13 protein-coding genes are annotated in these 19,837 nt (G+C 72.8%); 3 read left to right on the top strand and 10 right to left on the bottom strand.

The window, feature by feature from the left end; genetic code table 11:
• Nucleotide 1: 1 nt before the first annotated feature.
• Both AB0E24_RS02160 and AB0E24_RS02165 read right to left on the bottom strand, forming a co-directional pair.
• Nucleotides 2–1,786 (bottom strand): TerD family protein, encoded by a 1,785-nt coding sequence (locus tag AB0E24_RS02160; RefSeq protein ID WP_359374434.1) that lies wholly within the window; start codon nt 1,784–1,786, stop codon nt 2–4.
• Nucleotides 1,787–2,004: 218 nt separating this feature from the next.
• On the bottom strand, nt 2,005–2,634 hold the full coding sequence (locus AB0E24_RS02165; protein WP_069864244.1) for a M48 metallopeptidase family protein: 630 nt from the start codon (nt 2,632–2,634) through the stop codon (nt 2,005–2,007).
• Nucleotides 2,635–2,898: 264 nt separating this feature from the next.
• On the opposite strand from AB0E24_RS02165, the gene AB0E24_RS02170 reads away from it, so the two are divergent.
• Nucleotides 2,899–4,038 carry a ThiF family adenylyltransferase gene (locus tag AB0E24_RS02170; protein ID WP_359374436.1) on the top strand — a complete coding sequence of 380 codons (1,140 nt, stop codon included), beginning with the start codon at nt 2,899–2,901 and terminating at the stop codon, nt 4,036–4,038.
• A 73-nt stretch (nt 4,039–4,111) separates the two neighbouring features.
• On the top strand, nt 4,112–5,581 hold the full coding sequence (locus AB0E24_RS02175; RefSeq protein ID WP_359374438.1) for an ABC1 kinase family protein: 1,470 nt from the start codon (nt 4,112–4,114) through the stop codon (nt 5,579–5,581).
• A 350-nt stretch (nt 5,582–5,931) separates the two neighbouring features.
• Here the strand turns inward: AB0E24_RS02175 and AB0E24_RS02180 are convergent, their stop codons facing one another.
• From AB0E24_RS02180 to AB0E24_RS02195, 4 genes are all read right to left on the bottom strand, one after another.
• A complete protein-coding gene (locus tag AB0E24_RS02180) occupies nt 5,932–6,243 on the bottom strand; it encodes a putative WhiB-interacting protein (RefSeq protein ID WP_069864250.1) in 312 nt (103 codons plus the stop codon).
• On the bottom strand, nt 6,240–6,602 hold the full coding sequence (locus tag AB0E24_RS02185; protein ID WP_359374440.1) for a WhiB family transcriptional regulator: 363 nt from the start codon (nt 6,600–6,602) through the stop codon (nt 6,240–6,242). Before AB0E24_RS02185 ends, AB0E24_RS02180 begins: the two co-directional genes overlap by 4 nt.
• Nucleotides 6,603–6,716: 114 nt before the next feature.
• The gene (locus AB0E24_RS02190; protein ID WP_079152989.1) at nt 6,717–6,983 is read right to left on the bottom strand and encodes a hypothetical protein; all 267 of its coding nucleotides are present in this window, start codon (nt 6,981–6,983) and stop codon (nt 6,717–6,719) included.
• A gap of 182 nt (nt 6,984–7,165) precedes the next feature.
• A complete protein-coding gene (locus AB0E24_RS02195; RefSeq protein ID WP_079258931.1) occupies nt 7,166–9,421 on the bottom strand; it encodes an ATP-dependent DNA helicase UvrD2 in 2,256 nt (751 codons plus the stop codon).
• Between the two features lie 171 nt (nt 9,422–9,592).
• Between AB0E24_RS02195 and AB0E24_RS02200 the strand changes: the two genes are divergently transcribed.
• Nucleotides 9,593–9,835: a mycoredoxin gene (locus AB0E24_RS02200; protein ID WP_069864256.1), complete on the top strand. Its 243-nt coding sequence runs from the start codon at nt 9,593–9,595 to the stop codon at nt 9,833–9,835.
• A gap of 1 nt (nt 9,836) precedes the next feature.
• Here the strand turns inward: AB0E24_RS02200 and nudC are convergent, their stop codons facing one another.
• The 4 genes from nudC to AB0E24_RS02220 form a co-directional block, all read right to left on the bottom strand.
• Nucleotides 9,837–10,772: an NAD(+) diphosphatase gene (gene nudC, locus AB0E24_RS02205; protein ID WP_069864258.1), complete on the bottom strand. Its 936-nt coding sequence runs from the start codon at nt 10,770–10,772 to the stop codon at nt 9,837–9,839.
• Nucleotides 10,773–10,823: 51 nt separating this feature from the next.
• Nucleotides 10,824–12,227 (bottom strand): M20/M25/M40 family metallo-hydrolase, encoded by a 1,404-nt coding sequence (locus AB0E24_RS02210; RefSeq protein WP_069864260.1) that lies wholly within the window; start codon nt 12,225–12,227, stop codon nt 10,824–10,826.
• A 54-nt stretch (nt 12,228–12,281) separates the two neighbouring features.
• On the bottom strand, nt 12,282–16,070 hold the full coding sequence (locus tag AB0E24_RS02215; protein ID WP_359374444.1) for an ATP-dependent helicase: 3,789 nt from the start codon (nt 16,068–16,070) through the stop codon (nt 12,282–12,284).
• A gap of 206 nt (nt 16,071–16,276) precedes the next feature.
• Nucleotides 16,277–19,516: an ATP-dependent helicase gene (locus AB0E24_RS02220; RefSeq protein ID WP_435865243.1), complete on the bottom strand. Its 3,240-nt coding sequence runs from the start codon at nt 19,514–19,516 to the stop codon at nt 16,277–16,279.
• Nucleotides 19,517–19,837: the final 321 nt, after the last annotated feature.

Below are 19,837 nucleotides of genomic sequence, written 5' to 3' on the forward strand. Positions count from 1 at the left end.
TTCAGACCTCGTAGGGCTGGACGACGATGAAGTTGCCGGGCGCGCCACGGAACTGGAGGTTCACGGTCTCCCCGCTATGGCCGGGGTAGGCGCTGCGGCGCAGCCGCACCTGGCTGGAGATGATCACCTGGGATCCGGCGGACCACGCCACGATGGCGTTGCTGTCGGCGAAGGTGGTCGGGGTGACGGGGAGGACGACCGGTGTGCCCTCGGTCTTCACCACGACGGTGCCGGTGCCCTGGAACTGCATGGTGAACAGCGCCCCACCGGGGATGCCATGGCCCTCGATCCGGCGCACCTCATGGTGCAGCGACTCATCGAAGGCGAGCACGTTCTCGGCGGAGACACAGATGGCGTCGCCCTGGAGCTCGATCGGGTGGAGTTCGGCGGCGTTCTCGGCGAGGAAGACCTGGCCCTGGCCGGTGCAGCGCATCAGCTGCATCTCCTGGCCGGTCGCGTTGCCGACGATCCGGCCGCGGAAACCGGCGCCCTTGTAGCTGAAGTCGACCTTGCCCTGGTAGAGCACCATCGTGCCCTGACGGGCGAGCACGGGCTGCCCGCCGACACCGAGGTCGACCCGCATCAGCCGGGGGTTCTGCGGCGTCCAGCGCTGACCGGTGGGCGCCTCGCGGTACTTGGCGAGCGCGGCCTGGAGCCCGGGCGCGCCACCGCCCTGGGGCACGCCCATGGCCTGCGGCTGACCGTAAGGAGCGGGCTGGCCCGGCTGACCGGGCTGTCCACCGGGCGGACCGGGCTGGCCGGGGTATGGCTGGGCGGGCGGCTGACCGTACGGCGCGGGGGCGGGCGGGGTCTGACCCGGCGCCTGGCCGAACGGGGGCTGATGGCCCGGGAACTGGCCCGGCGGTGCCGGGGGCGGCGGCATCTGGCCCGGGGGCGGCACCTGACCGGGCGGCGCGATGGGCGCGGCGATCGTCGGGGCGCCGTGCATCTGCGGGGTGCCGGGGGCTGGCGGCTGAACGCCATGCGGGGGTGTGCCCTGGGGCATTCCCTGCGGGGGCGTGCCCGGGGCGGGCATGCCCTGGGGTGGCATTCCCTGGGGCGGCATCCCCTGGGGTGGCGTTCCTTGGGGAGCGCCGAAGGCGGGAGCGGGCTGCGGTGCGGGCGGGGCCGGGGCGGGCTGCGGTGCGGCAGGCGCAGGGGCTCCGGCCGGGGGCGCGAAGCCCGGGGCGGCGGCCGCCTGGCCGGGCGGCGCGAAACCGGGCGCGGCGCCCTGGGCGGGCGCGGGGGCGGGCTCCTCCTCGGCCACCTCACCGCCGAAGTTCTTGAGGAGCGCCTCCAGTCCCCCGTCGAAGCCCTGCCCGACGGCGGCGAACCGCCAGACGTCCTTGAGGTAGAAGTCGCCCAGCATCACCGCACGTTCGGTGCTGAACTCCGAGCCGGTGAAGGAATACCGGGCCACCTCCTCGCCGCCCGCGACGATCCGGAGGTAGCCGGGGCCGACCTGCGACATCTGCCCGGCACCGTCGATGGTCGCGGTGAAGGAGAGCTTCTGGATGGTGGACGGGATGCGGTCGAGCGTGACGCGGAACGAATCCGTGTCACCGGCCTGCGGTCCGAGTTGCTGTATCGCTTCTTCAGGTGATTTCGGCTGGTTGAAGAAGATGAAGTAGCGATCGTCCGACAGCCGCTCGTCCGCGTCGAGGCCGAAGCAGCTGATGTCGAAGCTCAGCCCGGGCCCGGCGATCTGCACCCCGATGTACAGATCCCTCCCGGCCGTCAGATCACTGATCCTGGCCTTGTGGCCGCGTTGGAATTCCCTGGCCATACGTTAGGACCGTCCCCCATCCCGATACCGGTGTGTGCATTGCGCGTCAGGCTAGCCGCTGCCGCCGACTATGAGCGACGTCCGGGGGCCCGGGTGTGGTTCCAGTTACGTCCCGGGCCTGTTCCGTGACGTACCGGGCGTGGTCCTGTGACGTGCCGGGCGTGGTTCCGCGACGTGCCGCCCCTGGTCCGGTCCTGTGACGTCCCGGGCGCCGCTCCCTACGGCTGGTCGTCCCCGGGCCCGGAGAGGTGCGGCAACCGCCCGGCGGCGACCACCCCTTCGAGATAGCCCCGGGCGCGCTCGGTCCGCGGATACGCCTCCAGGAGCCGCCAGAAGCGTGGGCCATGACCCGGCACCAGCAGATGAGCGAGCTCATGGAGGAGCACATAGTCCACGACGTACTCCGGCATGCCCTGGAGCCGATGCGAGAGCCGGATGCTGCCCTCGGCGGGGGTGCACGACCCCCAGCGGGTGTTCTGGTTGGTGACCCAGCGAACGGAGGCGGGCCGGGCCCGACCGCCCAGGTACTGCTCGGAGAGCCACTCGGCGCGGGCGGCCAACTCCGCGTCGCCCAGCATCCGCTTGCTCTCCTGCGCTGCCAGCTTCTCCAGCATGACCCTCACCCAGCGCTGCTCCTCCGCCTCGGACATCCGGGCGGGGATGAGAACGACGGTGCGATCGCCCTCGCGATAGGCGGAGACCGTCCTGCGCCGCCGGGTGCTCCGGCGGACCTCGACCGGGTTCGCGTCCGAATCTCGACTCTTCGGGCTCGGGACGGTGCGCGGTGCGCTCGCGGCGCTGCGGGAGGGGGTCTCTCCCGTGGCGCGAGAGGACGGATCGGCGGACACGCCCTGACGTTACCCGCTGGCGGCCAGGGAAGTCCCACCCCGCCGTTGGTTGCGGATCGAACCACTCCACGGTGTGCACGGCTTGTATGACCGGTGTTCGTACGACTTATTCCACTGCCTGTGGACAACGCACTGCGGGCTCCGGGCGTCGGCCCGCATGCTGAAGGCGGTTCAACGGAAACGAACCGATGCAAATCCATGTGAAACGTCATGAACAGGTAAGCACGGACGCGAAGAGATACAGCACATCAACGGGGGGCGGCTATGCATCCGATGCTCAAGCCCGCGCTGCGGCGCGGCTGGCGGAGCCGGGACACGGTGCAGTTCGGGGTGGCCCGGGCGCATGCGGTGGTGATGGGGCCGGTGGACACGGCCACGGGCAGCTTTCTGGAGCTGCTGGACGGCACCCGCGGTCTGCCGCTGCTGCGGCAGGAGGCCCGGGCCATCGGGCTGCCGGAGGGGCGGGCCGACGCACTGGTGGACCGGCTGGCGGCGGCCGGTCTGCTGGACGAGCCGAAGGACGGCGGTGAGCCGGCCGCGGCCCTGGACCGGCTGCGGCCCGACGCTGGGGCGCTTTCGGTGCTGCACCCCGAGCCCGGGGCGGCTGCGCGGCTGCTCGCCGCGCGGCGGGCAATGCGGGTTCAGGTGCGGGGCGCCGGCCGGGTCGGGGCCGCGGTCGCGGCCGCCCTGTCGGGCTCGGGGGTCGGCCGGGTCGATGTGGTGGACGGGGGCTGTGTCGAGCCCTGGGACGTGGCGCCCGGCGGGCTGTCGGCCGAGCAGATCGGGGAGCGCCGGGATCTGGCCGCGCGCCGTGTGGTGCGACAGGCCGCGCCGGGTCCGCTCCCCCGCCGGTCGGCCCGGGAGCGGACCCCCGCCGAAGAGCGGACCTCCTCAGGAGAGACCGGTCTGGCGCTTGTGGTGATCGCCCCGCGTGACGGCCTCGCCGCGTACGCACCGGATCCGGAGCCGGCCCAGCCGCTGCTCGCCTCCGGCACACCCCATCTCTACGCGGGAGTCATCGAGGCCACGGGGGTGGTGGGGCCGCTGGTGGTGCCGGGCATCACACCCTGCGCGGGCTGCGCCGCGGCGGGCCGGGCCGAGCGGGAGCCCGCCTGGCCGCGGATGCTCGCGCAGTGGCGGTCCGGGCGCCGCCGGACCGCTCCGGCCTGTGACACGGCGCTGGCGATGGTGGTGGCGGGGCTCACAGCGGTGCAGGCGCTGGCCTTCCTCGACGGCCGGCCCTCGGGAGGCGCGGGTGTCCGGTGGGAGTTGGCGCTCCCCTCCCTCATCTGGGAGGCACGTCCGGTCGAAGCACATCCCGGATGCGGCTGCGGAGCCGCCGGGGAGGAGGATGCCGTATATGCCTCGGCCGCAGAGGCACCGCACGCGACAATGTCCCGGTGACCCACGTCCGCGGAGTGGGCACGGGGGCCCGGGAACCACCTTCCGGGATGGCACGGCTGTAGTTGGAGGGCGCATGACCGATCTGCCGCGCAAGGCGATCACCCGTACCGCCAAACTGGCGGCGCTGCCCTTGGGATTCGCGGGGCGCGCCACGTGGGGGCTCGGGAAGCGGATAGGGGGACGGCCGGCGGAGATCGTCGCCCGCGAGGTCCAGCAGCGCACCGCCGAGCAAATGTTCAAGGTCCTCGGAGAGCTCAAGGGCGGGGCCATGAAGCTCGGGCAGGCCATGTCGGTCTTCGAGTCGGCGCTGCCCGAGGAGATAGCCAAGCCCTACCGGGCGGCCCTCACCAAGCTCCAGGAAGCGGCCCCTCCGATGCCCACCCGTACGGTGCACGCGGCGCTGGAGGAGCGGTTGGGCCCGGACTGGCCGGAGCTGTTCCAGGAGTTCGAGGACAAACCGGCGGCGGCCGCCTCGATCGGGCAGGTGCACCGGGCGGTCTGGCACGACGGGCGCGAGGTAGCGGTCAAGATCCAGTACCCGGGCGCGGGCGAGGCGCTGCTCTCCGACCTCAGCCAACTGAGTCGGTTCGCCCGGGTGCTGGGGCCGCTGGTGCCGGGGCTGGACATCAAGCCGCTGATCGCGGAGTTGCGCGAGCGGGTCGCCGAGGAGCTGGACTACGCGCTGGAGGCGGCGTCCCAGCAGGCCCATGTGGAGGAGTACGCACAGGACACGGAGATCATGGTGCCCGAGGTGGTGCACCAGAGCGACCAGATACTGATCACCGAATGGCTGGAGGGGATACCGCTCTCCGAGGTGATAGCCGACGGCACACAGGAGCAGCGGGACCGCGCCGGGCAACTGCTGGCCCACTTTCTGTTCTCGGGGGTGTCCCGCACCGGGCTGCTGCACGCCGATCCGCATCCGGGGAACTTCCGGCTGCTGACCGGTGACTCCCCGGACGGACCGCCGGAGCGATGGAAGCTGGGGGTCCTTGACTTCGGATCGGTGAACCGGCTCCCGGGAGGGCTTCCGGAGCCCATCGGCATCGCGCTGCGCCTGGCCCTTGAGAGCGACGCCACGGGGGTCTATGAACTGATGCGCGGGGAGGGGTTCGTCAAGCCGACGATCGAGATCGACCCGGATGATCTGCTGGACTTCCTGCTGCCGATGATCGAACCGGCCCAGGTCGACGCGTTCGTCTTCGACCGGCAGTGGCTGCGCAGCCAGGCGGCACGGATGGCCGACCGTCATTCCCCCGTCTATGAGCTGGGCAATCAGCTGAATCTGCCGCCCTCCTATCTGCTGATTCACCGGGTGACCCTGAGCACCATCGGAGTGCTGTGCCAGCTGGGTACCACCGTGCGGATGCGGGAGGAGCTCGAGGCGTGGGTTCCCGGCTTCGCCGCGGACCCGGAGTCCGAGGACCGCGCCGAAGAAGCAAATACAGAAGAAGGCGCGGAAGAAGGCGTAGAAGAAGGCCCCGATGGACGCGTCGAGAAGGGCGTGAAGGAGGAGCCCGAGGCCGCGGAGACCTCGGCCTGAGCCCGCTCGCCGCCCGGCCGCACCGGCCAGATCGGCGGCGCATGCGGCACATGCGGCACTGGCAGCACCGGCCGGGCCGGTCACGTCGGCCGGACCGGTCACGCCGGTCACGCCAGTCACGCCAGTCACGCCAGTCACGCCAGTCACGCCAGTCACGCCTCCAACGCCGGGATTGGCGCCTCTGACGCCGGGATAGCGCTCGCCCCGAGCGCGGCTGCCTTGGGGTAACCGAAGGGCCGGTCCGATCGGACCGGCCCTCTGTGGTTGCGCGATGGGTCGGCGTATGACCCATCAGCGTGTGTTCGTGTCAGCCCCGCTTCTGGTCGGCGCCGCGCATGGTGGTCACCGCGTCACTGCATGACCGCCATGGCCAGGGCGCGGCGGGCGCGGAGCGAGGCACGCTCCGCGCGGCGCTGCATCCGGCGGGCGGCGGCGAGTCGAACGGCCTGGCGTTCGGACTCGGCCTCCTGGATCCGGTCGTGCATATGCGCACGAGCCAGGGCTTCTTGGATGAGTTGCATCTCTCGGTTCCTGTTCTGGCGCGATTCGGGCGCGCCGGAGGTATCGGGTGCGGGGGTGTCGGAGACCGGTGGGGTCATCGTCGGGACCTGCTTCATGGGGTCGTGCGTCGCTGGGCGATCGATGGTGCCGTGGGTGCTCATGCCGCGACCGGGTTCTTACGCGGGCGACCACGCGGCCGCTTGCGGGCCACCACCACGCCCTGGACGAAGAGCTCGCCACCCCAGACACCCCAGGGCTCCCGGCGGTCCTTGGCACCGGCGAGGCATGCCTCGCGCAGCGGGCAGGTCTCACACAGCGACTTTGCGTACTCGACGTCGGCCGGGGACTCGGCGAAGAAGACCTCCGGGTCGTACGAACGGCACGGAACGGCTACGCCCAGGTTCTCGATGGCCTCATCGAGTTCGGTGAGGGCGGTGAGCGGGGTCAAGGAGTCCTCCGAGGAGTCAGGCGGGCGGTTCAGGTCGGTCGATGCGGACGGGGCAGGTGCGTTGAGTTGCACGGGGTGTGTTCCTCGTCTCTTCGGTCCGGCTGGTGGCCGGGCTTGGCAAATCAAAAGGGCCGCGGATCCCGGTGTGGGTTCCGCGGCCCTGGAAGGTGCCGACCTGATCCTGGATCAGGCTGGATAACTCCAGGGTTCGAGCCTGCGGAAGGCCCACGTCTTGTGGTGCTGCTGCGTCATCCGGGATTCGGCACCATTGGCCGCAAAGGCATAGGCCATTGCCTGTGCCGCTGCTGCTACCGCAGGTGCCTGGATCGGTCGCTCGCTGAGACGTGCCTCATTGGCGCCGGGCATACCGGTGCCAGGGAGCTCAGAGCCGAGCAGGCATGTGGCGACGACCGACCGATCGGCCTTTTTGATGGTGTTGATGAAGGTGATCACTGGTCTTCGCCTCCTCTCGGCGTCTCAGGGACCGATCGAAACCAGTCCGGGTGTTCAGTACAACACGGAATCCTTGGCTCCTGGAAGGGCCGTTGTCTCCGTGCTCGGAAGGCTATGGGTATGGCCTCGGCGCGCGCAAACTATTTTTCCGTCGAGTTTTGCCAAGGGTCACCCGAATGGCTTCACCCGGCTTCGACGCCGCCCTCGCCATCGACTGCCGAGGGGAGTTCCCGGCCCGCGCACAGCGCGAGAACATCGGCCCCGAACCGGTCCAGCTTCCGCCGTCCGACACCGGAGATGCGGGTGAGCTCCGATTCGGTTCCCGGAACGGCCTCGGCGATCGCGAGCAATGTCTTGTCGGTGAACACGCAGTAGGCCGGCTGCCCCAGCAGCCCCGCCTGCTCGGCCCGCCAGTCGCGCAGCCGCTCATAGAGCGCCTCGTCCAGCTCGGACGGGCAGCCCTCGCAGCGCATCAGCTTCATCTCGCCCGCGTCGGTCAGCGCCCTGCCGCACACCCGGCAGTGGACCGGGCCGCGCCGCCTGCGCACCGCGCCGCCCCCGCCCGGGGCCGCCGCCCCGCGCTCGATCCCACCGCTCCCGCCCGGGGTGCGGGCGGCGCCCATGGCCTGGGAGCCGGGCCGCAGCCCGTTGAGAAAGCGGGTGGGGCGGCGGGAGGCCCGGCCTCCCGGAGCCCGCGAGAGCGCCCAGGACAGCGTCAGATGGCGACGGGCACGGGTGACCCCCACATAGAGCAGCCGGCGCTCCTCCTCGATCTGCTGCTCCGTCTTGGCGTAGGTGATCGGCATCATCCCCTCGGTGAGACCGACCAGGAAGACCGCGTCCCATTCGAGACCCTTGGCCGCGTGGAGTGAGGCGAGGGTCACACCCTCCACGGTCGGGGCGTGCTGTGCCGCCGCCCGCTCATCGAGCTCCGCCACCAGATCGGAGAGCGTGGCCCCGGGGCGGCTCGCCGCGAAGTCCTCCGCGAGCCGCACCAGGGCGGCCAGGGACTCCCAGCGGTCCCGCACCGCGCCCGATCCCGCCGGGGGCTCGGGCGTCCAGCCTCGGGTGCCCAGCACGGCCCGCACCTGGGACGGGATATCGACATCCGCCAGCGCCGGATCGGCGCTTCCCCCGCGGGCCGCGCCGCGCAGCAGCAGCCCCGCCTCGCGCACCTCGGGCCGCTCGAAGAACCGCTCGGCGCCGCGCAGCTGATAGGGCACCTGGGCATCGGCCAGCGCCTGCTCATAGAGCTCCGACTGGGCGTTGACCCGGTAGAGGACCGCGATCTGGCTCGCCGGGACGCCGCCGCCCCCCTGCTCGACCGGGGTGATCAGCTCACGGATCCGCCGGGCGGTGCCCTCGGCCTCGGCCGGCTCGTCCTGATAGGCGGCGTAGGCCGGGTCGGGGCCCGCCTCCCGCTGGGAGACCAGCTCCAGCCGGTGCTCGGCGGCCCGGCCGCGGGCCTGGGAGAGCAGCCCGTTGGCCAGGTGGACCACCTGGGGGGTGGAGCGGTAGTCCCGGATCAGCTTGACCATCGTGGCCCCGGGGTGGCGGGTGCGGAAGTTGAGCAGATGGTCGGGGGTGGCGCCGGTGAAGGAGTAGATGGTCTGGCTGGCGTCGCCCACCACGCACAGGCTGTCCCGGTCGCCCAGCCACAGCTCAAGCAGCCGCTGCTGGAGCGGGCTGACGTCCTGGTACTCGTCCACCACGAAGTGCTGGTACTGACGGCGCACCTGATCGGCGATGTCCGGCCGCTCCTGGAGCACACCGACCGTGAGGAGCAGCACATCCTCGAAGTCGATGACGCCGCGGTCGCGCTTCAGCTGCTCATAGGTGGCGTAGATCCGGCCGATCTCGGCGGTGTCGCGGGGCGCCTCCCGGCCGGACTTGGCGGCCAGGGCCGGATAGTCCTCGGGCACGGTCTGGGTGACCTTCGACCATTCGATCTCACCGGTCACGTCCCGCAGCTCATTGCGGTCCAGCCGGACCCGGCAGCGCGCGGCGGCCTCGGCCACGAGCTGCACCTTGCGCTCGACCAGCCGCGGCACCTCCCCGCCGACCGCCTTGGGCCAGAAGTACTGAAGCTGCCGCAGGGCCGCCGAGTGGAAGGTGCGCGCCTGCACCCCGCCCGCGCCGAGCTGCCGCAGCCGGCCGCGCATCTCCCCCGCCGCCCGGTTGGTGAAGGTGACCGCCAGCACACTGGCCGGCTGGAGTATGCCCGCGCGCACCCCATAGGCGATCCGGTGGGTGATGGCGCGGGTCTTGCCGGTGCCGGCCCCGGCAAGCACGCACACCGCGCCGTGCAGGGACGTCGCCACCTCGCGCTGCTCGGGGTCGAGCCCGTCGAGCACCGCGTCGGCGTCACGTGGCGTGGCCTCGTAGCCACCCGGTGTGGAGCCCTGCGGGAACAGAGTGGAGGACGTTGCTGCTGTCACCCCGCCATGCTGCCAGGTCCCCTGAGACGGCCGTGCCGGTTGTCCACAGCCGAGACCCTCCGGTCATATGAACGCATTGACTGACCGGGGGAAGGGGCCCGGGAATGACCGGGGGAAGGTGAGCGTTCACCTTCTGCCCACCCACCACGACCCCGAGGAGAGCGAAGACCGATGTCCGGCACTGTGACGATGTACAGCACCACCTGGTGCGGCTACTGCCGCCGCCTGAAGGGCCAGATGGACCGCGAGGGCATCACCTACACCGAGATCAACATCGAGCAGGACCCGGAGTCGGCCGCTTTCGTCGAGAAGGCGAACGGCGGCAACCAGACGGTGCCGACCGTTCTCTTCCCTGATGGATCGACCCTGACCAACCCGTCCCTTGCGCAGGTCAAGGCCAAGGTCGGGGTCTGAGTCAGCCTCGCGGCAGCGGCTCGCCGTACCAGAGCTCGATCAGCCGGGCCGCGATCGAGATACCGGACGGAGGCAGGACCTCCCCGGACTCGATCGCGGCCCGCAGCTCTTCCCGGGAGAACCAGCGCGCCTCGTGGATCTCCTCCCCGTCCACCTGGATCCGGGAGGACGTGGCCCGCGCCATGAAGCCGAGCATCAGGCTGGACGGGAACGGCCACGGCTGGCTGGCCACGTACTCGACCTCGCCGACCGCGACGCCCGCCTCCTCCGCCACCTCGCGGACCACGGCCTGCTCGATCGACTCGCCCGGCTCCACGAAGCCCGCCAGCGTCGAGAAGCGCCCCTCCGGCCAGTGCACCTGGCGCCCGAGCAGCGCGCGGTCCCGCTCGTCCTTCACCAGCATGATCACCGCGGGGTCGGTCCGCGGGTAGTGCTCGGCGCCGCACGCCGGGCAGCGGCGGATATGGCCCGCCGCCGCGATCACCGTGCGCTCACCGCAACGTGAGCAGAAGCGGTGCAGCCGCTGCCAGTTCTCCAGCGCGACCGCGTGCACCAGCAGCCCCGCGTCCCGCTGGGACAGCAGCGCGCCCGCCTCGCGCAGCCCGGCGGGGCGTGCCGACTGGTCCATCCGCCCCGGCAGGGAGTCCTTTTGCAGCGCGAAATAGCGCACACCCTCCTGGTCGATGCCCAGGAAGTAGCGGTGGTTCTCGGTGGGCGGGGCCTCGAAGGACGGGGTCATGACGAGTTCGGTGCGGCCGTCCGGGGTGTCGTCGACCAGTGCCTGGCCGCCGGAGACCACGAAGACACGCGTCGTCGGGTGACTCCAGGCCGCGGCCAGCCACGCCTCGTCCAAGCGGTGGTGCGCGGAGCGGTCGATACCGCCCGGGGCGCTGAGCGTGATCGGCCGGTCGGTGGCGTGGTCGGTCGAGGTGGTCACAGCTGCTTCCAACTTCCCCAGTGCAACGGGCGGTTTACGTACATAAGCGAGCTATTCCCGTCCATTCTCGGCGAGATCGGCCCACAGATGGGCGGCTGTCTCCGCACCCTTCATGAGCAGGCCGAGCTCGACCTTCTCGTTGGGCGCGTGCCAGCCGTCGGACGGCACCGAGATGCCCAGGAAGAGCACCGGAGCGCCGAGGACGTCCTGGAGATCGGCGGCGGGACCCGATCCGCCCTCGCGGGTGAAGCGGATCTTCTGGTCGAAGGCGCGCTCCATGGCCCGGACGACCGACTGGAGCGCGGGGTGGTCCAGCGGGGTCAGACAGGGGCGGGTGGCGCCCCAATAAGTGATCTCATGGCGGATACCGGCCGGGAGCAGGGCGGCGACCCAGTCCCGCACGGATGACTGGACCTTCTCCACGTCCTGGCCCGCCACCAGCCGGAAGGAGAGCTTCAGCTGGGCGGCCGAGGGCACGATGGTCTTTCCGCCCGGCCCCTGGTAGCCGCCGCCGATGCCATTGACCTCGGCGGTGGGACGGGCCCAGATCCGCTCCAGGGTGGAGTACCCCGCCTCGCCGAGCGTGGCCCGCGAATGCGCGGTCCGCAGCCAGCTTGCCTCGTCGAAGGGCAGCTCGGCGAAGAGCTCGCGCTCACGGTCGGTCAGCTCCACGACGCCGTCGTAGAAGCCCGGGATCGCCACCTTACGGTCGGCGTCGTGCAGGGCGGCGGCCAGCCGGGCGGCCTCGGTGGCCGGATTGGGGACCGCGCCGCCGAAGGAGCCGGAGTGGATGTCCTGGCCGGGGCCGTAGAGATCGATCTGGCAGTCGACGAGGCCCCGCATACCGGTGCAGACGGTCGGGGTGTCCTCCGACCACATCCCGGTGTCGGAGACGATCACGGTGTCGCAGACCAGTCGGTCGGCGTACGAGCGGATCAGCTCGGGGAAGTGCGGGGAGCCCGACTCCTCCTCGCCCTCGATCAGCAGCTTGAGGTTCACCGCGGGCGCGCCGCGGCCGGTGACGGCGAGATGCGCCCGTATCCCCAGGGTGTGGAAAAGGACCTGCCCCTTGTCGTCGGCGGCGCCGCGGGCATGGAGCCTGCCGTCCTCGATGACGGGCTCGAACGGGTCGGTGCGCCAGCCGTCCTCACGGGCGGCGGGCTGGACGTCGTGGTGACCGTAGACGAGCACCGTAAGGGCGTCGGGATCACCGGACGGCCATTCGGCGAACACGGCCGGAGCGCCCGGTGTGTCCCATATCTCAGTCACCGGGAAGCCCGTCGCGGCCAGGTGGTCCTTCAACCACTCGGCGCTGCGCCGGACGTCGTCGGTGCGGGCGGGGTCGGCGGATACGGACGGGATGCGCAGCCACTCGGAGAGTTCGGCGAGAAAGGCGGCGCCATGGCCGTCCACATAGGCGCGGACGGCGTTGTCCGTGTCCGGGGTGTTGCTCATGCATGTGAGCCTATCCGGCCCGCGAGGGGGCGAGGGCGGGGGCCTCCGGGGTGCTCATGTGCGCTCGCTCTCGGTGACGGTTCCGACGTCGATATGGTCATTTCCGGTCGCGTCCGCGTCGCCGAGGCCGACTCCGTCTCCGGTTCCGTCGCCGGTTCCATCTCCGGTTCCGTCTCCAGCTCCGTCTCCGGTTCCGCTTCCGCCTGCGTTCTCCGGCTCGTCGCCGTTCTCGCCGAGCAGGATGCGCTCGAGACCGGCCCGTCCGGGCAGCCCGGCGGGGCGGACCACCTCACCGCTGCGCACGTACACGAACGCCGCCGTGACGGCAGACAGGGGCAGCCCGTGCTGTTCGGCCCAGGCGAGGCGGTAGATGGCCAGCTGGAGCGGGTCGGCGTCCCGGGAACGGCCGGTCTTCCAGTCGACGATCTCGTAGCGGGGGCCGCCGTCGGGGCCCGTTCCCGGCTCGCGGTACACCGCGTCGATCCGGCCGCGGACCATGCGTCCCGCCAGGGTCAGCTGGACCGGCACCTCCACGCGGTAAGGGGTGCGGCGGGCGTACGGCGTGCGGGCGAACGCCTCCTTGAGCGCGGCCAGATCCCGCTCGTCGGCGATCTCCGCCTCGCCGTCCTCGCCGCCCGGCAGTTCGTCCGGGCCGAGGAAGGGCAGCGGCAGCGCCTCGAAGCGCGATTCGACCCAGGCGTGGAACCGGGTGCCCCGCCGCGCGGCGGGGCGCGGCGGCCTGGGCATGGGGCGGGCCAGCTCCCGCGCGAAGCCGTCCGGGTCGGCGGCGACGCGCAGCAGTTGGGAGGCGGTGAGCGTCCCCGGCAGAAGCACCTCGTGCACGGTCTCGCGGGCCCGGCGCAGCTCCCCCGCGAGCGCGTCCAGATCGCGGTCCCAGGAGCCGACCAGCCGGGCCTCCTCGGGCGCCATCTCGCCCTCGTCCGGCTCCCACGTGATATCCGGCACACCGGGGTCCGGTGCGCCGTGAGGATCGGGGCGCTGCGCGTCACCGTAGGGGCCCTCGCCCACGTCCTCATACGGGTCGTACGGGTCCCCGGCCGCCTCGCCTTCCCCGTACGGCCCCTCGTCCGCGTCTCCGTAAGGGCCCTCGTAAGGATCCTCCGGAGGCTCGGACCACTCCGGATCCTCCGCCTCCAGGCCCTCCAGGCCCTCGGGGCCCTCCGGGTCCTCGGGGCCCTCCGGGTCCTCCGGGGGTTCAAGCTCCTCCGGCGGCTCCAAGTCGTCCACGGGCATCGGGAACGGGTCCTCATCAGCCGGGGGTCGCCCCTCGTCACGCGCCGTCGGCCCCTCCCCCGCCGTCTCGATGCGCGCCAGATGGGCCAGCACCACATCGGCGGCGCGGCGCCGGTGGCCCAGCGCGGCCGGGTCCAGCGGGAGCGGCCAGGCCCGGTCGGCCGCCGACTCCCGCAGGGCCGGGTTCTCCGCGCCCTCCTCGGGTGGCTCGGCCCATGCCTCGATCTCGCCGTACCCCGCCTCGCAGTGCTCGCGCAGCGCGTCCAGGAAGGCCGACGGGCCGCGCGGCCGCTTCTGGGTGGGGCCCCACCAGTGGCCCGAGCCCAGCAGCAGCGAGCGCGGCCGGGTGAAGGTCACATAGCCCAGCCGCAGCTCCTCGGTCCGCTGATGCCCCTTCATGGCGTCCTTGAAGGCCGCGATCCCCTTGCTGTCCCAGGCGGTGACGTCCGGGAGGGTTCGCGCGTCCCCGCGCAGCTCATGGGGCAGGACCTTCGCGTTCGCCGTCCAGGACTCGCGGGACTGCTCGTTCGGGAACTGCTTGGCGACCAGCCCCGGCACCGCCACCACGTCCCACTCCAGCCCCTTGGACTTGTGGGCGGTGAGCACCTTGACCGTGTTCTCGCCGCCGGGGAGTGCGTTGTCGAGTCCCTTCTCGTACTGCGCGGCGGTGCGCAGAAAGCCGAGGAAGCCCTGGAGGGTGGCCTCGCCGTCCACGGCCGCGCCGCCGTCCCGGCCCGCGAAGGCGGCCGCAACGTCCAGGAAGTTGCCGAGCGTCTCGCGGCGGCGCGCGGCCAGGGCGTGCGGTGAGGCGGAGAGCTCGACCTCGAGGCCCGTGGTGGCCAGGACCCGGTGGAGCACGTCCATCAGCGGATCGGCCAGCGAGCGGCGCAGTTCGCGGAGTTCGGCCGCGAGACGGGCGAACCGGACCCGTGCCTCGGCGGAGAAGGGCAGCCCGTCGTCCGGGCCGCCGCCCGCCTCCAGGAAGGTGTCGAGTGCGTCGGCAAGGGAGATCACCTCGGAGGGGTCGGTGCCCTCCACGGCCTCGGCGAGCCGTCGGTCGGGATCGTCCTCCGCCCCGTCCGGCCCGCCGTGGGAGACCAGCATGCGGGCGCGGCGGCCGAGCAGCGCGAGGTCGCGGGGGCCGATCCGCCAGCGCGGCCCGGTGAGCAGACGGACCAGCGCGGCGTTGGCGCCCGGGTCATGGAGGACCTCGCAGACGGCCACCAGATCGGCGACCTCCGGCAGATGCAGCAGCCCCGACAGGCCCACCACCTCCACCGGAACGTCCCGTTCCACCAGGGCGCCCTGGATCTGCGCGAAGTCACCCGCCGTACGGCACAGGACCGCGATCTCACCGGGCGGGGTGCCGGTGCGTACCAGGTGGGCGATGGAGTCGGCGAGCCAGGCCAGCTCCTCGGCGTGGGTGGGCAGCAGCGCACAGCGCACCGCTCCGTCCCGCTCGGCGCCGGGCGCGGGGCGCAGCGCCTCGACGCCCTCGTGCATCGCGCGCAGCGGGGCGGCCAGCCCATTGGCGAGGTCCAGGAGGCGGCCGCCGCTGCGCCGGTTCTCGCTGAGCGCGAAGCGCCGCGCCGGGCTGTCGTCGGCGTGCCGGAAGTGCTCGGGGAAGTCGTCCAGGTTGGCCACGGAGGCGCCGCGCCAGCCGTAGATGGCCTGGCAGGGGTCGCCCACGGCGGTGACGGGGTGTCCGGTGCCGCCGCCGAAGAGACCGGACAGCAGCAGCCGCTGGGCGACGGAGGTGTCCTGGTACTCGTCGAGCAGGACGACCGCGAACTGCTCGCGCAGGATCCGGCCGACTTCCGGGTGGTCGAGCGCCAGGGTGGCCGCATGGGCGATCTGGTCGCCGAAGTCGAGCAGATCGCGGCGGCGCTTCTCCTCGCGGTACGCCTCGACCAGGCCCAGCAGCTCCTGGCGGGCGCGGGCGGCCTCGGGCACCTTGCGCAGCGCCTCGCTGGTCAGCCGCGTCCCCTCCAGCGTCCGCAGCAGCTCGGTGTCGTACGCGCGCAGCCGCCCCACGGGGACGAGGTGCTCGGCGAGTTCTGCGTCGAGCGCGAGCAGATCGGTGACCAGGTCGGAGAAGGGGCGGATGAGCGCCGGATACGGGCCGGGGGCGGAGCGCAGGACGCGCGCGGCGAGCTGGAAGCGGGTGGCGTCGGCGAGCAGCCGGGCGCTCGGCTCGAGGCCGACGCGCAGCCCGTGGTCCTTGAGCAGCTGTCCGGCGAAGGCGTGGTACGTGGAGATGGCGGGCTCGCCCGCGGCCTCCTCGGTGGCGCCCGGATCCGGGTCGGGGTCCACGATGCCCGCCGCGACGAGGGCCTTACGGACGCGCTCCGCCAGCTCTCCGGCGGCCTTGTTGGTGAAGGTGAGGCCGAGCACCCGGTCGGGCGCGACCTGCCCGGTGCCGACCAGCCAGACCACGCGGGCGGCCATCACCGTGGTCTTGCCGGAGCCCGCCCCGGCGACGATCACCTGCGGGGCGGGCCGTGCGGTGATGCACGCCATCTGCTCCGGGGTGAACGGGATCCCGAGGAGTTCCTTGAGCTCCTCGGGATCGGTGATGCGGGCTGACACTCCAGTGAGGCTATCGGTGCCCACCGACATGCCCCGCCACCCCGGTCAACGGCCGCCCCGGGATCCCGGCCTGATACACAAAGCCATCGGCCGGACGCCGCCGGGCCTCGACCTGGTGCACCCGGGCATCAGCCATACGGGCCCCGGCCCGATGCGCGAAGGCGTCAGCCATACGCCGCCGGGCCCCGGCGGCGTACGCGATCGCGTCAGTCGACCACATGGCGCCCTTCCGCGCGGGCGCTGCACGCGCCGCGGAAGGCGCAGCGCTCGCAGTGGTCGCCCGTGCTCGGGGTGAACCGCTCCTCCAGGACACGCCCGGCCGCGGTGGCGAGCAGCTGCCCCACCCACTCCCCGTCCGGCGGCTCCTGGGCCTGGACCTTGGGGACGTCGTCGCCGCCGTCCTTCTTGGCGGCGCCCTGCCGCAGCTGGACGAGCTCCGCGCCGCCCGGCTCGGGGCGCCCGCCGTCGAACAGGTCGTCCACGGCGCCCTCGCGCACCGCCAGCTGATAGACCGCCAGCTGAGGGTGGTGCTCGACATCGCCGCGGGTCACGGCCTGTTTGCCGGTCTTGAAGTCGACCACGTAGGCACGCCCGTCGTCATCCGTCTCGACGCGGTCCATACTGCCGCGGATGCGCACCTTATAGGCGTCGGCTTCGAGCGTGACGTCGAAGGGGTGCTCGGTGGCGACCGGGGTGCGGCCGCCCCGCTCCATCACATGCCAGTGCAGAAAGCGCTCCAGGGCCGCCCGTGCCTGCTCCTTCTCCTGCCGTGACTTCCAGGGGGCGTCGAAGGCCAGCGCGTCCCATACGGAGTCCAGGCGCTCCATGAGGACGGCGAGATCGGCCGGGGTACGGCCGGAGGCGACCTCGTCGGCCAGGACGTGCACCACGTTGCCGAAGCCCTGGGCGGCCGTCGAGGGCGCGTCCGCCTTCACCTCGCGCCCCAGGAACCACTGGAGCGAGCAGGTGTTGACGAGCTGGTCGAGCGCGCTGCCGGACAGCGCCACGGGCCGGTCCCGGTCGCGCAGCGGGGCCTCGCTGTGCGTCGGCTCGTACAGCCCCCACCAGCGGTAGGGGTGGGCGGCCGGAACCAGTGGGCGGCCCTCCTCGTCGCGCAGCGCCGCGAGCCGGGCCAGCCGCCGCGCGGCGGCGTCGCGCAGCGCCTCCGAGGCGTCCGGGTCGACGGTGGTGGCGCGCAACTCGGCGACGAGCGCGGCGACGGACAGCGGGCGGCGCGGGCGCTGGGTGACATCGGTGGGCGGGACGCCCAGTTCGGTGAGGAAGCGGGAGGGCTGGTCCCCGTCCTCCGAGGCGGCCTTGACGGCGGTGACCACGAGCCGCTCCTTGGCGCGCGTCGCCGCCACATAGAACAGCCGCCGCTCCTCGGCCAGCAGCGCGCCCGGCGGCAGCGGCTCGGCCAGCCCGTCCCGGCCGATCCGGTCGGCCTCCAGGAGCGAGCCGCGCCGCCGCAGATCGGGCCACAGCCCCTCCTGCACCCCCGCGACGACCACCAGCGCCCATTCGAGCCCCTTGGAGCGGTGGGCGGTCATCAGCCGTACGGCGTCGGGGCGGACCATCCGGCGGGAGAGGGTGTCGGCCGCTATGTCCTGGGCGTCGATCTCCTCCAGGAAGTTGAGGGCGCCACGGCCGCCGGTGCGCTCCTCCGCGCGGGCGGCGGTCTCGAACAGCGCGCACACCGCGTCCAGGTCGCGGTCCGCGTTGCGCCCTGCGGTGCCGCCGCGCTGGGCGGTCCGCTCCAGACGGCCGGGCCAGGGGGTGCCGTCCCACAGCTGCCACAGCGCCTGTTCCGCGGTGCCGCCCCGGGCCAGCTCCTCCCGGGCCGTGCGCAGCAGCCGCCCGAGGTTCTGGGCGCCGCGTGCGTACGCCGGGTCGTGGACGGCCAGCCGCTCGGGCTCGGCGAGCGCCTCGGCGAGCAGGACGTCGGAGGGGCGCGGCACCGCACGTCCCGCGGACCGCTCCTCCTCGCGCAGCGCGCGGCCCAGGCGGCGCAGATCGGCGGCGTCCATGCCGCCGAGGGGCGAGGCGAGCAGGGTCAGGGCGGTCTCGACGCCGAGGACCGCGGACAGCCCGCCGCTGTCCGGCAGCGCGGCCGTGGCGGCGGCCCGCAGCGCCGTCAGCAGGGGGGCCACGGCGGGTTCATGGCGCAGCGGGATGTCATCGCCGTCCACCTCGACGGGGACTCCGGCCGAGGTGAGCGCCCGGCGCACACCCGGGATCGAGCGCCCCCCGGCGCGCACCAGGACAGCCATCTCGCGCCAAGGCACCCCGTCCTCCAGATGGGCGCGGCGCAGGATGTCGGCCACATTGTCCAGCTCGGCGCCCGCGGTGGGGTATGTGTACGCCTCGACGCGGCCGCCGTCGCGGGCGGCCGCCAGCTCCCGATGCGCCCTTACGGCTCGCGCGGGCAGCCGGGTGAGCGGCATCCGGCCGGCGATCCGCCGGGTGGCCGCGAGCAGGGCGGCCCCCGAGCGGCGGGAGACGGTGAGCACCTCCATGCCGGCGGGCCGGCCGTCCGCCCGCGGGAAGTCCTCGCGGAAGCGGAGGATGCCGCCCACGTCGGCGCCGCGGAAGGCGTAGATGGACTGATCGGGGTCGCCGAAGGCGAGCAGGGTCCTGCCGCCGCCCGCGACCGCCCGCAGCAGCCGGGCCTGGGCCACGTCGGTGTCCTGGTACTCGTCGACGAAGACGGCGTCGTACCGCCCCGCCAGCTCGGCCGCGACCTCCGGCCGCCCGGCGAGCAGCACCGCGCGGTGCACCAGCTCCGCGTAGTCCAGCACCCCCTGGGCGTCCAGGACGTCCAGGTACTCGGCGAGGAAGCCGGCCGCGGCGGCCCAGTCGGGGCGCCCGGTGCGCCGGGCGAACTCCCCCAGCGACCGTGGGCCCAGGCCCAGCTCCCGGCTGCGGGCGAGCACCGCGCGCACCTCGTCGGCGAAGCCCCGGGTGGTCAGGCAGGCGCGCAGATCGTCGGGCCAGCGGACGAACGTACGGCCCTCGCTCGCCAGCTCTGCCTGACCGGCGAGCAGCTCCCTGACGACGACGTCCTGCTCCGGTCCGGAGAGCAGCCGCAGCGGATCGGCGAACAGATCGACGTCCTGGTGGGCGCGGACCAGGGCGTAGCAGTAGGAGTGGAACGTCGTGGCCTGCGGGGCGCTCGTGCCGCCCAGGCGCGCGGCCATGCGGTCGCGCAGTTCGACGGCCGCCTTACGGCTGAAGGTGAGCACCAGGAGCCGCTCGGGGTCCGCGCCCTCGCGCACCCGGCGGGCCACCGCCTCCACGAGCGTCGTCGTCTTGCCCGTACCGGGCCCGGCGAGCACCAGCAAAGGTCCGCCCCGGTGCTCAACCACAGCGCGCTGCCGTGCGTCCAGGACAGGAAGGGCGCCTGGCTCCGGCCGATGACGGAGCAGGCGGTAGACGCCCTGGGTCAGCTGCCGTGAGGACGGCTGCCGCGCCTGCCGCTGCCGCGGAAGGGACGAGGGGGAGGAGCTCACGTTGGATCGCCGGTCCTGGTGGGTTGGCTGGGTGCGGGACAGCCTCTCATGCGATGCGGGGCCGCACCCGTATGGCTGTGGATACCGCCGGTACGTCCATGGGCCCGCGCACCGTTACGGTCGCGGGCCCCTCGCATACCGGTCGGGCCGCGGACCCGCCACACCCACGTACCGCCCCGCGCCCACCACGCCCCGGCACGGCCGCACACCCGCATACGGCCACGCGCCCATCACGCCCCGGCACCGTGCGCCCCGGCC

The organism is Streptomyces malaysiensis subsp. malaysiensis, assembly GCF_040653035.1.
Taxonomy (GTDB): Bacteria; Actinomycetota; Actinomycetes; order Streptomycetales; family Streptomycetaceae; genus Streptomyces; species Streptomyces malaysiensis.

What these genes read in the sequence shown, in the direction of transcription:
- AB0E24_RS02170 (WP_359374436.1), top strand. Translation starts at nt 2,899, where the DNA reads ATGCATCCGATGCTCAAGCCCGCGCTGCGGCGCGGCTGGCGGAGCCGG.
- AB0E24_RS02180 (WP_069864250.1), bottom strand. Translation starts at nt 6,243, where the DNA reads ATGAGCACCCACGGCACCATCGATCGCCCAGCGACGCACGACCCCATG.
- AB0E24_RS02160 (WP_359374434.1), bottom strand. Translation starts at nt 1,786, where the DNA reads ATGGCCAGGGAATTCCAACGCGGCCACAAGGCCAGGATCAGTGATCTG.
- AB0E24_RS02175 (WP_359374438.1), top strand. Translation starts at nt 4,112, where the DNA reads ATGACCGATCTGCCGCGCAAGGCGATCACCCGTACCGCCAAACTGGCG.
- AB0E24_RS02200 (WP_069864256.1), top strand. Translation starts at nt 9,593, where the DNA reads ATGTCCGGCACTGTGACGATGTACAGCACCACCTGGTGCGGCTACTGC.
- AB0E24_RS02210 (WP_069864260.1), bottom strand. Translation starts at nt 12,227, where the DNA reads ATGAGCAACACCCCGGACACGGACAACGCCGTCCGCGCCTATGTGGAC.